The 17,552-nt window shown below is 65.4% G+C and carries 15 protein-coding genes; 11 read left to right on the top strand and 4 right to left on the bottom strand.

Features of this window, described 5'->3' with window-relative positions:
• The first annotated feature begins 44 nt into the window (after window positions 1-44).
• Window positions 45-218, top strand: coding sequence for a hypothetical protein (locus tag ASF98_RS24080; protein WP_156372323.1), 174 nt, complete (start codon window positions 45-47; stop codon window positions 216-218).
• A 74-nt stretch (window positions 219-292) separates the two neighbouring features.
• Here ASF98_RS24080 and ASF98_RS06615 read toward each other — a convergent pair whose 3' ends face one another.
• Window positions 293-1,852 carry a glycoside hydrolase family 32 protein gene (locus ASF98_RS06615; RefSeq protein WP_055799229.1) on the bottom strand — a complete coding sequence of 520 codons (1,560 nt, stop codon included), beginning with the start codon at window positions 1,850-1,852 and terminating at the stop codon, window positions 293-295.
• A 233-nt stretch (window positions 1,853-2,085) separates the two neighbouring features.
• Here ASF98_RS06615 and ASF98_RS06605 point away from each other — a divergent pair, with 233 nt between their 5' ends.
• From ASF98_RS06605 to ASF98_RS06575, 7 genes are all read left to right on the top strand, one after another.
• The gene (locus ASF98_RS06605; RefSeq protein ID WP_055799222.1) at window positions 2,086-3,522 is read left to right on the top strand and encodes a GH32 C-terminal domain-containing protein; all 1,437 of its coding nucleotides are present in this window, start codon (window positions 2,086-2,088) and stop codon (window positions 3,520-3,522) included.
• Between the two features lie 45 nt (window positions 3,523-3,567).
• On the top strand, window positions 3,568-4,905 hold the full coding sequence (locus tag ASF98_RS06600; protein ID WP_055799220.1) for an ABC transporter substrate-binding protein: 1,338 nt from the start codon (window positions 3,568-3,570) through the stop codon (window positions 4,903-4,905).
• Between the two features lie 48 nt (window positions 4,906-4,953).
• Window positions 4,954-5,835: a carbohydrate ABC transporter permease gene (locus ASF98_RS06595; RefSeq protein ID WP_055799216.1), complete on the top strand. Its 882-nt coding sequence runs from the start codon at window positions 4,954-4,956 to the stop codon at window positions 5,833-5,835.
• Window positions 5,832-6,737 carry a carbohydrate ABC transporter permease gene (locus ASF98_RS06590; protein WP_055799213.1) on the top strand — a complete coding sequence of 302 codons (906 nt, stop codon included), beginning with the start codon at window positions 5,832-5,834 and terminating at the stop codon, window positions 6,735-6,737. The genes ASF98_RS06595 and ASF98_RS06590 overlap by 4 nt, the downstream gene beginning before the upstream one ends.
• Before the next feature lie 38 nt (window positions 6,738-6,775).
• Complete coding sequence (locus ASF98_RS06585) at window positions 6,776-7,855, top strand: LacI family DNA-binding transcriptional regulator (RefSeq protein WP_200939320.1); 1,080 nt, start codon at window positions 6,776-6,778, stop codon at window positions 7,853-7,855.
• Between the two features lie 96 nt (window positions 7,856-7,951).
• Window positions 7,952-8,821 carry a DUF1295 domain-containing protein gene (locus tag ASF98_RS06580; RefSeq protein WP_055799210.1) on the top strand — a complete coding sequence of 290 codons (870 nt, stop codon included), beginning with the start codon at window positions 7,952-7,954 and terminating at the stop codon, window positions 8,819-8,821.
• Between the two features lie 222 nt (window positions 8,822-9,043).
• The gene (locus ASF98_RS06575; RefSeq protein WP_082506741.1) at window positions 9,044-10,093 is read left to right on the top strand and encodes a TerC family protein; all 1,050 of its coding nucleotides are present in this window, start codon (window positions 9,044-9,046) and stop codon (window positions 10,091-10,093) included.
• A gap of 66 nt (window positions 10,094-10,159) precedes the next feature.
• Here the strand turns inward: ASF98_RS06575 and ASF98_RS06570 are convergent, their stop codons facing one another.
• Both ASF98_RS06570 and ASF98_RS06565 read right to left on the bottom strand, forming a co-directional pair.
• Window positions 10,160-12,808 carry a PEP/pyruvate-binding domain-containing protein gene (locus ASF98_RS06570; RefSeq protein WP_055799207.1) on the bottom strand — a complete coding sequence of 883 codons (2,649 nt, stop codon included), beginning with the start codon at window positions 12,806-12,808 and terminating at the stop codon, window positions 10,160-10,162.
• Complete coding sequence (locus tag ASF98_RS06565; protein WP_055799205.1) at window positions 12,805-13,491, bottom strand: DUF998 domain-containing protein; 687 nt, start codon at window positions 13,489-13,491, stop codon at window positions 12,805-12,807. Before ASF98_RS06565 ends, ASF98_RS06570 begins: the two co-directional genes overlap by 4 nt.
• 234 nt (window positions 13,492-13,725) lie before the next feature.
• On the opposite strand from ASF98_RS06565, the gene ASF98_RS06560 reads away from it, so the two are divergent.
• Together ASF98_RS06560 and ASF98_RS06555 are read left to right on the top strand one after the other, a co-directional pair.
• On the top strand, window positions 13,726-14,298 hold the full coding sequence (locus tag ASF98_RS06560) for a hypothetical protein (protein WP_156372322.1): 573 nt from the start codon (window positions 13,726-13,728) through the stop codon (window positions 14,296-14,298).
• A 269-nt stretch (window positions 14,299-14,567) separates the two neighbouring features.
• Window positions 14,568-15,641 (top strand): N5-glutamine methyltransferase family protein, encoded by a 1,074-nt coding sequence (locus ASF98_RS06555; protein WP_055799462.1) that lies wholly within the window; start codon window positions 14,568-14,570, stop codon window positions 15,639-15,641.
• 23 nt (window positions 15,642-15,664) lie between these two features.
• Here ASF98_RS06555 and ASF98_RS06550 read toward each other — a convergent pair whose 3' ends face one another.
• The gene (locus ASF98_RS06550) at window positions 15,665-16,621 is read right to left on the bottom strand and encodes a lipid kinase (RefSeq protein WP_055799459.1); all 957 of its coding nucleotides are present in this window, start codon (window positions 16,619-16,621) and stop codon (window positions 15,665-15,667) included.
• A gap of 230 nt (window positions 16,622-16,851) precedes the next feature.
• On the opposite strand from ASF98_RS06550, the gene ASF98_RS06545 reads away from it, so the two are divergent.
• On the top strand, window positions 16,852-17,307 hold the full coding sequence (locus tag ASF98_RS06545) for a universal stress protein (protein ID WP_055799199.1): 456 nt from the start codon (window positions 16,852-16,854) through the stop codon (window positions 17,305-17,307).
• The last annotated feature ends 245 nt before the right edge of the window (window positions 17,308-17,552 follow it).

Here is a 17,552-nt window from a genome sequence, read left to right as displayed (position 1 = left end):
ACCATCAAAGTGCCGGCAACGCTTGCAGCGGCGGAGGCTTCGGGGTGGCCACCGGGTCCGAATGGATCGCGGTCATCCTCAGCGTCGTCAACGGCGTCATCCTGGCGGTGGCCGTGTTCGCCGTGCGCTGGCTGTATCCCACCCGGAAACGTGCCCTCGTTGCCCTGGCGGCCGGGGCGCTTTTCGGCCTGATGGGTGCCGCGATCACCCACGGATAGTCACCCCGGCAGCGCACCGCCGTCGGGAATTACGACGGCGGTGAGCTGCTTTGCCACGGGCCCGAGCTAAGCAGCTAAATGGGGCTGCCGAACTCGCGGATCGTAATGCCGGTGAAGCTGGCCGGGCCGCCGTCGGCGTAGAACGAGATGCCGGTGTCGCCGTCGGCGAAATGAACTTGCTGTGAGAGCACCGTGTGACCGCCGTTCACGAACACTTCGACGCTCTGTGTGTCGACGAAGATGCGCAGGTGCACCGATCGCGCGTTGGCGTCGATAGGCGCGGCGGCACGGGTGTAAGGCGCGAGTGCGTAGCCGCTCTGGTCCGAGGGTGCGCGGTCGACGTACAGCTCGCCGCCGTACTTGCCAACGTTCGTGTGGCGCAGGCCGTCTGGGGAGCGGCCCACCGAGACCCCGACGTTCGCAGCCGCGTCCCAGGAGATGTCGAGTTCGAGCTCGTAGGCGCGCCCGCTCCACGGCAGCACGGAGCTGCCGTTGACCGTCCGGTTTGGGAGTGTGGTGGTCGCGGTGACGTAGCCTGAAAGCGCTTCGACTGGGGTGCTGAGCAAGCTGTACCAGCCGCCGGATTGGCGCTCCAGCCGCAGTTCCCGCACGATCGAGTTCTGCCCGTTGTACCCGTCGGACGCATCGGTGGGCACGTCGCGGGCCGCGTACTTCCAGTTGTTCATCCAGGCGATTGCGAGGCGCTTTGTTTCCGGCGCCTGGACCGACGGCCACGTCACGGCGGCGTACCAGTCCCAGCCCCAGTCGAGCCACTGCGGTGTGAGGTTGCCGGCTATGAACGCCGTGCCGTTCCAGGTGCCCGTCCAATACGCATAAGTCATCGGCAGGCCCACACTGTAGGCATCCATGCTCGCGCCGAGCACCCAATGCCGTGTACCGTCGCCGGCGGTCATCTCGAACAAATCGGGGCACTCGATCCCGCCGAGGGCATGGTTCGGGTAGTCGAAGTTGGATTTCCACTGCCAGTCCCGCAGGTTCGGCGAGGTGTAGAACGCCGCGTAGCGCGCCCGGCCGATCACGCACAACCATTCGGTGCGTACCGCATCCCAGTGGATTTTGGGGTCGCGGAACCACTCTGCGTTTTCGATCTCTGCGGGTGTGGTGGCCGTGCGGCCGTCGGGGTTGAAGATCACCGGGTCGGGGAGGGCCGTGAAGGTGTAGCCGCCGTCGGTGGACCAGTAGAGGTACTGCTCCTGGTACTTGCGGATACCGCCGGTGGGCTGCGTTGCGAGTGCGATCACCGTTCCCGCGCCGAAGCCGGCGGTGTTGGCGGCGTCGACGACGGCGGATCCGGACCACACCGGGAAATCGGGTTGCAAGGGCATCACCACGCCCTGGTGGGTGAACGACACGCCATCGCTGGTGGTCGCATGGTCCCATCCGCCCGGGCCGTTATTCTGCCCGGAGTGCAGGTAGTAGAGCTGGTGGGCGCCGTTGGCATAGACGGGGCGCTGCGGGTCGCACAGCCAGCCGGACGGGGGAGTCATATGAAAGACGGCCCGCAGGGATGACCGGGCGTGCGCTGCAGCGGGGACGGCGCTGCCGGCGAAAAGCGTAAGGGCTCCGATGCCTGCGCCGTGCAGGGCAGAGCGTCGTGAAATGTGGTGCGTCATCAGGTGGTTCCTCTCAACGTTGAGGGGCGCGGACTCTTACCGGCTACGCAGACGATAGTGCGATTCGCAGATGGTGGTCAAGCGTTTAATCAAAATGAGTTCGGGGCTGGCCCGGAGCGAAGCGGGTTGCCGCTGGACGAAAAAATAAACATTGCTAAAACGCTTGATCATCACGAGTAATGCCGCTAAGTTCATGGTGATCAAACGCTTTAGCAGAATGGACATCAGCGCAGATGAAACGCTCAGTCTTCTTCCAGCCCACCGATGGATGGGTTGGTGACCTCATCCCCTTCGAGAAGGACGGAGAGTTCTGGCTCTTCTACCTCCACGAAGTACGCTCGGACCCGAAACCCGGCACGTCATGGAACCTCGTCACCACCAAGGACCTCACGCAGTTCGAGGACCACGGCGTTGCCCTGCAGCACGGCGCCGAGGACGACCTGGACTTCAATGCCTACACGGGCAGCGTCGTCGTCGACGAAACCGGCATCCACCACCTGTTCTACACCGGGCAAAACCCGCGCAACCTGGGAGCGGACGGTGCACCCCTCCAGCTGGTCATGCACGCCACGAGCACCGACGGAATGCAGACCTGGACCAAGCATCCCGAACTCACCTTCGGCGCTCCCGATGGCTTCGAGTCCGGGGACTGGCGTGATCCCTTCGTGTTCCGGGATGAAAGCCGCGGCCGGTGGAGGATGCTGCTGGCGGCCCGGCACTCCACCGGACCGGAACGGCGCCGCGGCGTCATCGCCCAGTGCCTCTCCACCGACCTGATGACCTGGGAGTACTCGGAACCGTTCTGGGATCCGCGCCGGTACATCACGCATGAATGCCCGGACGTCTTCTCCTGGGGCGGCTGGTGGTACATGGTCTACTCCGAGTTCTCCGAATCGTTTACCACGCGGTACCGCATGGCCAAGAGCCCCGAAGGGCCGTGGACCGTCCCGGACCTGGACAGCATCGACGGCCGGGCTTTCTACGCCTCAAAGACTGCCGAACGCGACGGCCGACGCTTCTTCTTCGGCTGGATCGCCAGCAAGGAAGGCAATGCCGACGACGGACCCTGGCAGTGGGCCGGCACCATGTCCGTCCTGGAAGCCCGCCAAAACCCGGACGGGACACTCGCGTTCGGCTTCGCTGACGAACTCGTGGACAGCTTCTGGGACGACGTCGCCGTTTCACTGACGAGCGCGCTGCCCACACGGCTGGACGTGCCGGACGGGTACACCGCCGTCGTATCCGAGGAAGAACTGCCCAGCCAGTTCTATGCCAAGGCTGTGCTGGACATCGCACCCGACACCACCGAATGCGGGCTGCTGTTGCGCTCCAGCCAGGACGGGGACCACTCGTACGTTCTGCGCCTGGAACCGAAACGTGGCCGGCTCGTCTTCGACCGCTGGCCCCGGGCCATCACCGGAGACGCCCAATGGCACGTGTCCGGAGACGTTCCGTTCGATATTGAACTGGAGCGCCCCTGTGATCTCAGCCCCGGCCAGCACACCCTGGAGGTCATCGTCGACGGCGACCTGTGCGTCGCCGTCGTCGACCGGCAGGTGGCGCTGAGCACCCGGATCTACGACCTGCCTACGGGACGGATCGGGCTTTTCGCCGGCGAAGGATCCATCACCGTCACCGAGCTTGAAATACGCCAGCGCACCGACAACTGACCATCCCCACCCCAACCTCTGTTCCAATCAAGGGAGATTGCCGCAATGAAAAAACTACTCCGTGCTGCCGCCGTCGCAGCCGCCGCAGCCCTGGCTTTGTCAGCCTGCGCCGGCGTAGGAGCCTCCAGCGACCCGGCCAACGTCAGCCCCACCGGGGAGATCAAACCCCGTGAAATTTCGTGGCTGCTGTCACGTCCCGCCGACGGGGCAGTCATCAACATCATGAAGAAGCTCGCTGACGACTATGCCAAGGACCACCCGGGCTTCGCACTGAACCTCATTACCACCCCGGACCGCCCCTCCTACATTCAGAAGCTGGAGACCCTGGCTGCGGCCAACAAACTCCCGGAGCTCTTCGACACGGACGCCACGCCCTTCGCCCAGCAGCTGGCAAAGCAGGGCAAAATGGTCGACGCCGAGAAGCTCCTGAAATCACTGGACATCTACGATGACTACCGGCCCGGGGCCCTGGACTACCAGCGCTTTGACGACGGGTCCTTGTACATGATCCCGTTCCAGTTCGAGCTGGAATATTTCTGGTACAACAAGGCACTGCTGGAAAAGGCCGGCGTCACGGCGCCGAAGTCCCTCGACGACCTCCCGGCAATGTGCACGGCGCTGCGCAACGCGGGGATCACGCCGATCGCCATTGACGGCCAGGACCAGTGGCCGCTGGAACGCTACGTGGCCTATCAGCCGTTCCGGGAAGCCGGTCCGGAGTTCGTCCAGAAGCTGAAGAAGGGCGAGGCGACGTTCGCCGATCCCGCCGGGCAGAAAACCGTTGAATGGATGGCCGGGCTCGGCAAGGCCAAGTGCTTCCAGGATGGCTTCTCCGCCCAGGGGTACTCCGACGCGCAGAACCAGTTCACGTCCGGCCAGGCGGCGATGTACAACATCGGCACGTGGGAGCTGCCAAGCCTGGCTACCGACAAACTGAACTCCGCAGTCCGGGACGACATCGACTTCTTCACCCTGCCAACCACAGACGGTTCAGTGACGTCGGCCAACGAGTTCGTCTCCCCGTCCGGCATCGGAATGGCGGTCAACTCCAAGACCTACGATCCGCTGGTGAGCGACTTCCTGAAGTTTGCCCTGGCGAAGTACCCGGCCGAGTACGCGGCCACCGGTGCACTCTCACCCACCACCAACGTGCAGACGACGGTCCCGGCCAACGCCACCCCGCTGTACAAGAAGGCGCTGGAAACGGCGGACACCCTCGGGGCAAAGCAGGCCATGCCGTGGGACACCCAACTGGACCCCACCACCAACGGCAGGCTCCAGCAGGAACTCGTGCTCCTGGTGCAGGGCAACATCACGCCTGAGCAATTCACCAGCACCATGGACAGCACCATCAAGCAGAACGCCCCCAAGTTCTTCAAGTAAACCGCAGCGGCGGGGGACCGGAAGGTCCCCCGCCCGAAAGGCCCAGCCATGCTTCCCAACAGGTCAAGGACCTCAGTCCTGGTTTTCCTGCTTCCACCCTTGCTGCTCTACTGCGCAGCGGTACTCTTCCCGATTCTTCAGTCGTTGTTCCTCAGCTTCTTCTCCTGGAACGGCATCAGCGACATGGAGTTCGTCGGGCTGGATAACTACGTCCGGATGCTTACCGCCGACGACATCTTCTGGCGCTCGTTCTTCAACGCGCTCCTGTACCTGGCCATCTGCCTGGTCCTGCAGCTCGGCGGCGCCCTGGCCGTAGCCAGCCTGCTCACGTCCCTGCGCCGGGGACGGGAGCTCATCAAGACCCTGTACCTGCTGCCCGCCGTGATCTCCACGGTGGCGATCGCGTTCCTCTTCGTGCGCATCTACTCCATCGACCCCGTTGGACTGCTCAACCAGCTGCTGCATTGGATCGGGCTCGGCAGCTTCGAACGCGCGTGGCTGTCCGACGTCAACACGGTGCTCGCTGCGGTCTCCGCTCCCGAGGGCTGGCGGTTCACCGGGCTGTACATGCTCATCATCTACGCCGCACTGATCGCCGTTCCCAAGGAACTGGAGGAAGCTGCGGTGTTGGACGGCGCCTCAAAGTGGACGCTCTTCACGAAGATCCGGTTCCCGTACATCCGGCCGGTGTGGATCACGACGACCATCATGGCCACCACCTACGGCCTGCGCGGCTTCGACATCCCCTACCTCATGACCAACGGCGGCCCGGGCCAGTCCTCTGAACTGCTCACCACGTATATGTACAAAACAGCGTTCACCAGTACCGACTTCGGGTACGCCAGCACCATCTCCGTGTTCATCGTGATCGAGTGCCTGGTCGCCGTCGGCCTCATCCTGTTCATGCTCAAGCGGAAGGCAGACTCATGATCACCCAAACGGCCCCGGCTACTCCACCCACCGCCGTCGTTCCCCCAAAGCCCGCCATCACCAGGCGGCGCCGGAAGCCCAGCCTGTACCGGACCCTGTCGCGGGTGCTGATCATGCTGATCGTGATCGTTCAGGTCTACCCTCTCGCCTGGCTGTTCCTGACCAGCCTGCGCACCGAGCACGACTTCGCCACCGGTGACCCGTTCGCACTGCCGAGCTCGCTGACGTGGGAGAACTACGCGCGGGCGTTCGAAACGGGCGATCTTGGCAGGAACATCCTGAACAGCTTCATCGTCACCATGGGTGCCAACGTCCTGATCGTCCTGTTTGGCATGATGGCCGCCTACGCCATCCAGGTCCTTGGTTTCCGCCTGAGCAAGTTTGTCCGCGGGCTGTTCCTGATCGGAATCATCGTTCCCGTCCAGATCGCCCTGGTTCCGCTGTTCATCGACTACTCAACGGTGAACCTGCTGGACACCTACCAGTCGATGATCATCCCCCTGGCCGGCTTCGCGCTGCCCATGTCCATCTACCTGTTCTCCTCGTTCTTCGAGTACATCCCGCGCGAAACCTACGAAGCCGCCTCCCTTGACGGCGCCGGCCCGTACCGGATCTTCGGACTGATTACGCTGCCGCTGTCGCTGAATACAGTGGTCACCGTGGTGCTGGTCAATAGCATCTTCATCTGGAATGACTTCATCTTCGCCAACACGTTCGTCCTCTCCGAGGATCTGAAGACAATCCCCTTGGGCCTGCAGAACTACATCGGTGCCATGGGCAAGGTGGATTGGACTGCCACCTTCGCTGCTGTGTGCGTCACCATCACACCCCTGCTCCTGGTCTTCCTTGTACTCAACAAGGCCATGATCCAAGGCTTGGAAAGCGGTGCGACGAAGGGATGACGGCCATGGCAGATGGATATACTCCTGATGGAGGACAGATGATTTCGCAGGAGAAAGACTCAGGCAACGCGGCCACCCCCGACGTTCCTGTGAGTAAAAGCCGTGCCCAGCCGGTGACTCTCCGCGAAGTTGCTGAAGCAGCCGGTGTGTCCACTGCCACGGTGTCTCTTGTGATCAACAAGAAGAAGAACGCCCGCATTGCAGAGCAGACGCGCCAGCGCGTCAAGGATGCGATCCGGCAGCTCGGGTACCGCCCCAACGCCATGGCGAAGACGCTGGTCAGCGGCACCTCACGGTTCATCGGGCTCGTGGCCGATGGTGTGGCGACGACGCCGTTCGCGGGTCAGATCATCCATGGGGCGCAGGACGAAGCCTGGAAACACGGCTATGCGCTGCTGATCGCCAACACCGAGGGTAACCGCGATCTGGAAACGGATGCGATCGCCATGATGCTGGAGTACAAGGTGCGCGGCATCCTGTACTCGACATGGTTCCACCGTCCCACTGCCGTGCCGGAAACACTGCGCGAGGCGGACTTCGTCCTGGTCAACTGCTTCTCGCCGGAGCCCGGCGCTGCCCGTGCTGTTGTGCCCGACGAAGAGCAAGGCGGACGGTCCGCGACGGAAATCCTGCTCCGTGGCGGCCACCGGCGCATCGCCTTCATCAACGCCACCACCCCCGCGCCCGCCAGGGACGGACGGCTCCAGGGTTACAAGGATGCGCTGCAGGCTGCCGGCATTCCGTTCGACCCGGAGTTGGTGCTGGAAGCCTATCCGGACCAGGAAGGCGGATACGGCGCCACCGAAGAGTTGCTCAAGCGCAACGTCGCCGCTGTGTACTGCTACAACGACCGGATGGCCATGGGACTGTACGACGGCCTGCGGGAAAACGGGCTCTCCATTCCGGATGACATGGCTGTTGTGGGTTTTGACAACCAGGAAGTTATCGCCGCCCATCTTCGGCCTCCGCTGTCCACAGTGTCCCTGCCCCATTACGAACTCGGAGCGGCGGGAGTCCGCATGCTGCTGGGCCTTGACGAGGCCTCCACCGACGCCGCGGTGAAGATCATGTGCCCCGCCGTTGAACGGGCATCGGTGGCTGTGCACTCGCCGGCGTAGGTTGCCGGGCACTGTGGGGGAGTGCCGGCGGATTCCACCCATACAACCCCGTGCCCGCTCCGAACGCTTAGCGGACCACGGGAAAGGAATCTGTCTGTGAACGAGAAGAGCCGCAAGGCGATCATCAGCACCGCTGCCGCAGTGGCGGTGGCGGTGCTTATCGGGCTCGCCGGAAGTCAGGGCGGGTCCACGGTGGGGGGACTGCCGGTGTTTGCGCTGGGTGTTGCCGCCGCGTTTGTGATCCAGTGGTTGGTGTTCATTCCGTCCTACAAGGCGCAGACGGAGAAGTTCTACGACCTCACCGGCGCCCTGACGTACATCTCCATCACGGTGTTCCTGGTGCTCGCGTCGCCGGGCGTCGATGCCCGCGGCATGCTGCTGGCGGCCATGGTGGTGCTGTGGGCCGCGCGGCTGGGCAGCTTCCTGTTCATGCGGATCAGCAGGCACGGCAAGGACGACCGCTTTGATGAGCTCAAGCCGGACTTCGCCCGCTTCCTGAACACGTGGACCATCCAGGGCCTGTGGGTGGTGCTCACCGCGGCGCTCGTGTGGGTGGCCATCACATCGGACCGGAAGGTGGGCCTGGACTGGTTCTTCTGGCTTGGCCTGCTGGTGTGGGCCGCGGGTATCACCATCGAAACCGTGGCGGACCTCCAGAAGACCCGCTTCAAGAACAACCCCGCCAACAAGGGCCGCTTCATCAGCACCGGCCTGTGGTCGAAGTCCCGCCACCCCAACTACTTCGGCGAGATCACCCTGTGGCTCGGAGTGGCCATCATCGCGCTGCCCGTGCTGCAGGGCTGGCAGTGGGCGGCCCTGGTCTCCCCGGTGTTCGTCATCCTGCTGCTCACCAAGGGCAGCGGCGTGCCGCCGCTGGAGAAGAAGGCGGACAAAACGTGGGGCGGCCAGGCGGACTATGAGGCGTACAAGCGGGACACGCCGGTGCTGGTGCCGAAGCTCAAGTAGGGTTCTTCCCCGCAGGGTCAACGGGCGACGGCGGCATCCGGAACCGGCCGCCGTCGTCGCCCGTTGATCAGTTACGATTTAACCCATCAAGGGGAGTACTCCCGTCTGTGAGTGGCCCGTCAATACGGATGCAGCGATGCATCCCGGGCCACCGGCTCCGGTTCCACCGGGCGGAGGAGACCTTGGCGTACATGTCAACGCCTACCCTTTGGAGTACCCGCCATGCAGGTCACACCCCTCGTCTGGATTATCACCATTGCCGTGACGATCCTGTTCTTCGTTTACGAGTTCTTCGCCCACGTCCGCAAACCGCACGAACCGTCCATCGGCGAGTCGGCGCGCTGGTCGGCCTTCTACATCGGACTCGCGCTGGTGTTCGGCGTCGGGATCGGAATGGTCTCCGGCTGGACCTTCGGCGGCGAGTACTTCGCCGGCTACCTCACCGAAAAAGCGCTGTCCGTGGACAACCTGTTCGTCTTCCTCATCGTGATGACAGGGTTCGCCGTTCCCAAGAAGTACCAGCAGAAGGTGCTGATGGTGGGCATCATCATCGCCCTCATCCTTCGCGGCGGGTTCATCGCCGTCGGGGCCGCACTGATCGAAAACTTCTCCTGGGTGTTCTACGTCTTCGGCGCGCTGCTGCTCTTCCTCGCGTACCGGCAGGCCTTCGGTGGCCACGACTCCAACCCGGCTGACGGCCGGTTCATGAAGCTGGTGCGCCGCGTCCTGCCTGTCACCCCGGACTACCACCGGGACCGGCTTACCGTGGAGCAGGACGGCAAGCGCTTCGTGACCCCGATGTTGCTCACCATCATCGCCATCGGCTTCGTGGACCTGATCTTCGCCGTCGATTCGATTCCCGCGATCTACGGCCTGACCAGCGAGGCCTACATCGTCTTCACCGCCAACGCCTTCGCCCTCATGGGCCTGCGGCAGCTGTTCTTCCTCATCGGCGGGCTGCTGGAACGCCTGGTGTACCTCGCCCAGGGCCTGGCCGTCATCCTGGCGTTCATCGGCGTGAAGCTGGTCTTCCACGCCCTGCACGTCAACGAGCTCTCCTTCATCAACGGCGGCCAGCCGCTCCTGTGGGTACCGGAGATCCCCATCTGGTTCTCACTGCTCTTCATCGCGGCGACCATCCTGGTGGCTACGGTGGCCAGCCTGGCAAAGACGCGCGGCGGCGGGCGCGGCGACAGCGGACATGCGGCCCACGGTGATGCCGATGTCCGCGCGGGCAAGGGCTCGGATACGACGGCGGGAGCCCCGCGCTAGCCGGCGGACGGCTACGCAGGCAGAACGCACGACGGCGGCACCCGGGTTGGGTGCCGCCGTCGTGCGTCAGGCATCAGCCGCAGCGGCCACGATGGTGACGGTGCCGGCGTCGCCATCAACGGTGGCCTGTTGGCCGCCCGCCAGCCGCTGGGTTGCAACCCCGGTGCCCAGGACCGCCGGGATGCCGTACTCGCGGGCCACGATGGAGCTGTGGCTCAGCGGGCCGCCCACGTCCGTCACCACCGCGGACGCCATCGCGAAAAGCGGCCACGCCGGAGTGGTCATGCGGGCCACCAGCACCTCGCCGGGCTGCATCCGGCCGAAATCCTCGGGGCCCCGCAGGACGCGCGCGGTGGCTGTCACGCGGCCGGAGCTCGCGCCCGCGCCCTTGATTACGTCGCCGGGCTGGTGCTGCGGGCCGGCCGGCATCATGGAGCCGAAGGCCTTCTCCATCCACGGTTTCTGCGGCAGCATCTGCGGGGCCACGGCCTTTGCCTGCCCTCGCCACAGCATCCTGCGCTTCTCGACGGCGGCGGCCCGCACGGGACGGGACGCGCCGGCCAGGGAAACGCCGGCGTCCGTCTCTGCCAGCCCGAACTCCACCGCGCTCTGCAACTCCTGGAACCGCAGCCAGAACACGTCGTCAGGCGCGGCGATCACGCCCGAGGACACCAGCCGCCGTCCGAGTTCCAGCAGCATCCGCCGCAGCAGCGGCCAGGCCAGCCCCACGTCGGCCAGCGCGTCCTCGCGGACCGGCGCCGTTTCCTGTGCCCACTTCAGCAGGCGGAAGAACAGGGCCCGGCGGCGTGGCCCCAGGCGGGCGGCCATCTCGCTCATCAGCTCCCCACGCCGTTCCGTGAGCTGCCGCTGCCGCTCATGCGGGTCGGTGCCCTGCCCGCGCAGGTAGAACCGCACCGTCTCCAGCTGCGCGGACGGATCGTCGGCCGGGACGGGGGTGGCGAAGTCCAGGTTGTAGACCGCGTGGCCGTACAGGGCCAGATGCTCCCGGAAGGTGAAGCGCCATTCCTGCCACAGCACGTCGTCCACCCCTGCCGGCGCCGAACCGGTGCGCAGGCACTCGGCGAGTTCTGCAGTCGTACATTCCAACAGAGCGGACACCAGCGACGGGTCGCTGCGCGCCCATCCGGCCAGGTCGTAGAGCGACTTTTCCGCCCGGATGGGTTCGCTGTCGAAGCCGAGGAGGAAGGCCTGGGCCGGGGGATCGCCGTCGCGCCGGACGCCCTTGTAGAAGGCCCGGAAGGAGAGTTCGCTCATGTCGGCGAGCGGGATGATGGACTGCACGGCGGTGTAGTAGACGGTACCGGCGTCTAGGAGGGCCTGCGCCCCCGCCAGCAGCTGGCCGCCGTCGAGCTCTGTTGGCGGTTTCACTGACCAGTCCTTGATGATGCGCTCGTAGCGCGGGTGCGAATAGTCGCGCCAGCCCGCGATGCCCATGTGCGCCTTGCCGCGGAACAGTGCGCCCAGCGCCGGGACCGTCCTGCCCGTCATCCGCAGCATGGGCCAGGTGCGGTAGTAGTAATAGGCGTAGCCGTTGACGGTGGGGAAGCGGACGTCGCCCTCGCGGAGGGAATTCGGTCCCAGCGCAGTGTTCATCAGGCCCGATAGCGAGCGTGACACCGAGCCGTCGATGAGGTCGGCGAAGAGCGGGGACAGCGGGTCCGGCATCTGCTCCACGATGCTCGCCCGGAAGTAGAGCCCCTTGGGATAGGGCACGGGCCATTCCGCGGGGACGTCCGCCGCTGGTTCGGGGAGTGCCGTGATGGGCCGGGACTGGAGCAGGAAAAAGGTGCCGCGGGCCCGGGCCCATTCGATGTCCTGCGGCGCCCCGAAGTGGTCCGCGATCCGCCGGCCGTACCCCGCCAGCTCGGCTGCCGCGGCGTCGTCCAGGGCGGGCGCACGACGGCGGGCTTCCGGCACCTTTTCCTCGGCCGTTCCGTTCTCCGTGGCTACAGTCATCACTTCCTTGTCGGCTGTCTGGCGGGACAGGACTCTCCCCGTTGTGGGGTCCACTGTCAGGTCATCGGTGGTGACTTGGCCGCTGACCACGGCCTCGCCCAGGCCCCACGCGGCGCTGATCACCGTCTGGTCGCGGCGGCCGTTCGAGGGGTTGGCGGTGAACATCACCCCGGCTGCCTCGGCCTCCACCATCTGCTGGATCACGACGGCGAGGCGCACCCCGCCGGGCAGCACGCCTTCGCGGGCGCGGTAGGCCATGGCGCGCGCCGTCCAGAGGGAGGCCCAGCAGTTGATGACGGCGGTGGTGACGGCGTCCACACCGCTGACGTTCAGGTAGGTTTCCTGCTGGCCGGCGAAGCTGGCCGATGCGAGGTCCTCGGCGGTGGCGGAGGAGCGGACCGACACGGCGGTATCCGCGCCGCCCAGGCGTGCGCAGGCGGCGGTGAGTTCGGCTTCGATGCCGGAGGGCATGGCGCCTTTACTGAAGAGGGTACGGATCAGCGCCGAGGCATGTTCGTAGTCCTGCGGCGAGGTCTGGGGCGGCAGGGCGGCCAGTTCCTGGATGGCCTGCCCCAGGTTGTTGGCGGCGACGAATTCCGAGTACGCGCCCGTGGTGAGCACAAACCCTGGCGGAACCGGAAGCCCGGCGTGGATGATGCCGCCGAGGCCCACGGCCTTTCCGCCCGCTTCGGGGATGTCACTCCGGCCCACGTCGGCCAGGTCCTTGACGTATGTCATGACGGTGCCCCCTTACTGTCCATCGCCGTCGTACGTTTCCATAGGGCGACCGCCAGGACAGCCACCCAGAGCAGGAACGCTCCAATGCTGATCCGCTCGCCGATGCCCAGCACGAGGTTCGGTCCCGGGGCCGCCATGAACGCCACTACGCCCATCACCGCGGAAGCCGCGAGAGAGGCGATCGAATACACACGCATCCGGCCGTGGAACCCCGCAGCCACGAAGCACATTGCCGTAACCATAAGGGCGAGCTGGACGTTGGTGGCGAGGATATGCATGGGAATGGAAGCATCGTCCCCCAGCGTCAGCGGGTAGAGGGCGCCCATGATGTTCCACAGCCCGTACGCGATGAGCAGGCCGCCGCCGATGCGCAGGGCGCGGTTGCCGCGTACGGAGTTCCAAACGCCCACCCCGAACACGGTAAACAGCACCGTGTAAAGCCACGTGAAGGGCACCAGGACGTCCCGGCCGGGGGAGCCGACGGCGAAGAGTTCGCTCACCATTTGTTCGGTGCGGCGGTATCCGTCCCACGTAGACGCGGCCACGACGTCTGTGGCAACCACGTAGAGCAGCGAAGACAGCGCCCCTGCGGCGAGAAGGGCCTTGCGAGTGACGTCACGGCGCTGGCTTTCCTGCGTCGCGGCCCACCCGCGCACCGGGAGCCGGTGCTTGTCGATTGACATGTCCGGATGTCCTCAGTGCCCGCGGTCTGGCAAGGCTCGGTGCAGGGGCCCGCAGGCGTCCGCCCCAGCGCCTTTCTATTTAAAGCTTTGGCCCGGTTACCGCAGGTTGATAGGGCCGAACGGCCTTGCCCTGCGCCCGTGAGTACCGTCGCATGCCCCGGGGTGGCTGGTATAGGCTCCCTTGGGACCTGAACAGGCATTGCTTGGGACCACAACAAGCATCAACTGCAAAGGGTGGGGAATACCTTGGATCTGCTGGTCGGCCTGAGCCGCGACGAACTTCGCACCTTTTCTTGGATTGCGGCCGCCGTCTTCGCACTTGTGGCCGGCCTCTGGCGTTGGCGCAGACTCCATTGGACTGCGCTTGGTGCCGTCCTGCTCTTCGCGGCCCTCAATGCGGGTGCCGGGATCTACGTCCTGAACACCTTCCGTGATTCGCGCTGGTCGGCGGGGGGAGAACCGCCGTTGAGCGCTCCGTCGTTTTCCGAGACGCCTATCGTGGGGCAGTACTTTGGCCCCCTGGACTCCGCCCTGCAGGGAATGGTCGGTGGGGTGAACGATTTCCTGGCATTCAAGCAGGCGCTTCCCGTAGCCCTGGACTTCCTTGCCGTGTCCGGCTGGGCCCTGCTGCTCTCGTTCCCGCTTGCCGTTCTCGCCGCGGTCATCAGTTTCGCCATGGCCAGGCGCCGGGCGGCGGAATTCGAAAAATACCGTACCAAAGTTGACCTGCTCGAAGATGAGCTTGAGCAGGTCAAGCGGCAGATCTCTGCAGCGGAGGGTAGCGGCCACGGCACACCTGTATCCTGACAATGTAGGTTGAAGGGCCCAAGTGGCCATCGACCAAGCTCAGTTCGTGGCCGGATGACGGCCGGAATCTTGGGCCGTGGCCTTGGACGTCGTGGAATCACCGCCGCAATCGTCAGTCGCCGATCGGCTCCCCTGACGCTTGGAACGGACCTCTTATCATCACTGGCACACCAGCTTCCGCGGGAATCCCGACGTCGGTCCTCGAACCCGCGCGCACGGCCGCGGTGGACGATCCCGCCGTCGTGACCTGGGCCGAGGCCGGTGAGAGCATGACCGCGCGCTGGCGTTCCGCGAACGGCAGGCCGGCGCCGACGCGCGTCGAAGTGGTCTCCGACTCCCTCACGGCCGATGAGGCGAACCGGATGGCGTCACAGGGGATCGCGATGCTCTGGCACGGGGACTTCCACAACGCACGGCAGATCCTCAACGCCATGGACCGCCGGGTCGGCGCCGGAAAGAGGATCGCAGCAACTCCGGCCGAAAAGTTCTATCGGCACCGCCAGTCCCGCTCGCACCGTGCACGCATTCTCGGCCTGCTGCTGATTCCGCTTGATCCGGGCCCGGTGGTGCCGCTGCGCCGCGCACCGGACATCCGGGAGGCCGCCGCCGAAGCGTACGGTGATATCGGCGAAAATTCCGTTGTGTCCCTGCATGAGCTTGTCGGGGCCATTGGCGCCCACGAGTGGCGGCGGAATGGCGTCCACGTCGATGCCCTGCAGGGCCGCATCCACCCGCACTACGGCACGTTCTTCCCCACCCGGAGTGAGTATGTGGATCTCGTGGCCTCCGCTGCGCTTCCGTCTGACACGTTGGCGTTCGACGTCGGAACAGGCACCGGGGTGCTCGCTGCCGTCCTCGCGCGCCGGGGCGTCCGCCGCGTGGTGGCGACCGACAATGAACCGCGTGCCATCGCCTGTGCCGTTGAGAATTTCCGGAACCTCGGTGTCCAGGACCGTGCTGAGGCCGTCCTGACCGACATGTTCCCGCCCGGACGGGCGCCGCTGATCGTGTGCAACCCGCCCTGGATTCCGGCCACGCCGCATTCCAGCCTGGACAGCGCAGTCTACGACCCCGGGAGCCGGATGCTGTTCCGCTTCCTGAACGAACTCTCCGACCATCTTGAGCCGGGCGGGGAGGGCTGGCTGGTCCTCTCCGACCTGGCCGAGCACCTTGGCCTGCGGTCGCGTGGGGATCTGCTGGCCGCCATCGAGGCGGCCGGGCTGAAGGTGACGGAGCGGCTGGACACTAAGCCAACGCATCCGAAGGCGTCGGACCGGGACGATCCACTGTTCGAGGCGCGCGCGGCCGAGGTCACGTCCCTGTGGCGGCTTGTTCCCCGATAGACACAACGTTCCGCCGTCGGGAATTACGACGGCGGCCCGCCCGCGGCGCCCGGTCCGTCGAACAGCGCGCTGGTGCTGCTCTGTGGCACCACCACATGGACGGCGTTGCGCTGGACGGTGAAGTCGGCGGGCGTGGTGGTGGCGATCTCGCCGTCAAGGTTCACCGGCAGTGGCGGGTCGGTGACCAGCCGGACGTGCCGGCTTGTCAGGTGGTACACCTTGTCGTGTTCGATGAAGCTGCCGTCCTTGAGTAGCCGCGCGATGCTCACATGCTCCCGGAGCGGACCCGCCAGGATGGCGTAGATGTCCAGGAGGTGGTCATCGATCCCTGCGGTGGGGGAGACCGTGTTGCCGCCGCCGTAGTGTCGGCCGTTACCGACCGCCACCTGAAGCAGGTTGTCCAGTTCCATCGGCTCGTGGTCACCTTCGGGGAATTCGAGGCGGGCCCGGAACGGCTTGTGCCGGGCATAGGCCCGAAGCGTGGCGAGGCTGTACGCCAGCGGCCCGATGTACCGCTTCAGGCGGGGGCTCAGAGCCTCTGTCACAGCCACGGACAGGCCCACGGACGCGACGTTGAGGAACGGCTCGCCGTTGGCCCGGCCGAGGTCGATGTCCACCACTTTTCCTTCGGCGACGGTGGCGCACGCCTCGGCCAGGTTGTTCGGTATCTCCAGCGTGCGGGCGAAGTCGTTGGCGGTGCCCAGCGGAAGAACGCCGAGCACAACGTTGGTGCCGGCAACCCGGCCGGCGGCGTAGGACACGGTCCCGTCGCCGCCGCCGACAACCACCAGGTCGTGCCCGTCCGTGAGCACCCGGTCAAGCGTCCCGGCCAGCTCGCCGCCGGACAGCACGTGATGCACGGCGGAGATGGGCACGCCTGCTTTCCGCATCGTGTCCACGGCAAGTTCGTGTGCAGCTCCCCTGCGTGATCCGGCGTTGATGACGACGGCGGCAGAGCGGGCGTCCCGGGCAGCTTTCATGAGGGCCATGTTAGGGCGCGGACCTGTGGGTTTCCTATGGCGCCGGCGGGAGATACCTCCGAGGCGCTGAGCCGTGGTCGCTCGGCCCGCGACGCCGGGGACCTTGGACTCTACCCCCGACGCCGGCATGAGCGTCCGATGGAACCATGACAGCTGGAACCGAACCCCGCACGCTCACAGGATAAGACTCGGCGCGGCACGGTTCGGCGCGGCAGTGAAAGGAAAGGCAGATGACCAGTACCGGTTCATTCTTGATTGTTGTCGGTGTTGACGGTTCCGAATATTCGCGGGCTGCACTGGGCTGGGCCATGGATGAGGCCCGGCAACGCAATGGCCAGCTCCGCCTGGTCACAGCCTGGAATAAGCCCCCGATGGCGTGGTATCCCGCCGTCCTTGAAACGGCGGCAGGTGAGATTGCGGCCGAAGAGTCCCCGGAGCAAGTCGCACGGGCACGCCAGGGTGAGGCACTGAAGACCGCCGCAGACGGAGGCGTGGCCGCGGCTGGAGAACTCGTCGACACGCCATCACCGGCTTCGGCAATTCTGGACGCTGCCAAGGACGCGGATCTTATTGTCGTCGGATCCCGGGGTCATGGGGGCTTTCCGGGTTTGCACCTGGGCTCGGTCTCCACCCAGGTTGTCACCCACGCTCAGTGTCCTGTCCTGGTGGTTCACCGCAAGGCGTGAATCTCCCGGACGTTGCTGCTCCGGGATGGCCGGCGGGCAACGTTTGGAACGCCGGAATCCCCGGGAAGATTGGCTCTTGCGCCTCCGGAGAACTAGGCGTAACACTGTTAATACGTTCTTCGAAAGAAGGGCGGGAACGAACAACAGGGAACCCTGGAACACACTGTGGATCTGATCCACGTGGTCTGCCGATGACGAGGCAGGAAGAATCAGGATTCCCGCTAGTTCGGGAGATGATGTTCGTC

Origin of the sequence: Arthrobacter sp. Leaf337 (genome assembly GCF_001423745.1) — a bacterium.
Taxonomy (GTDB): Bacteria; Actinomycetota; Actinomycetes; order Actinomycetales; family Micrococcaceae; genus Arthrobacter.
This window is presented reverse-complemented; position numbering and strand designations above follow the sequence as displayed.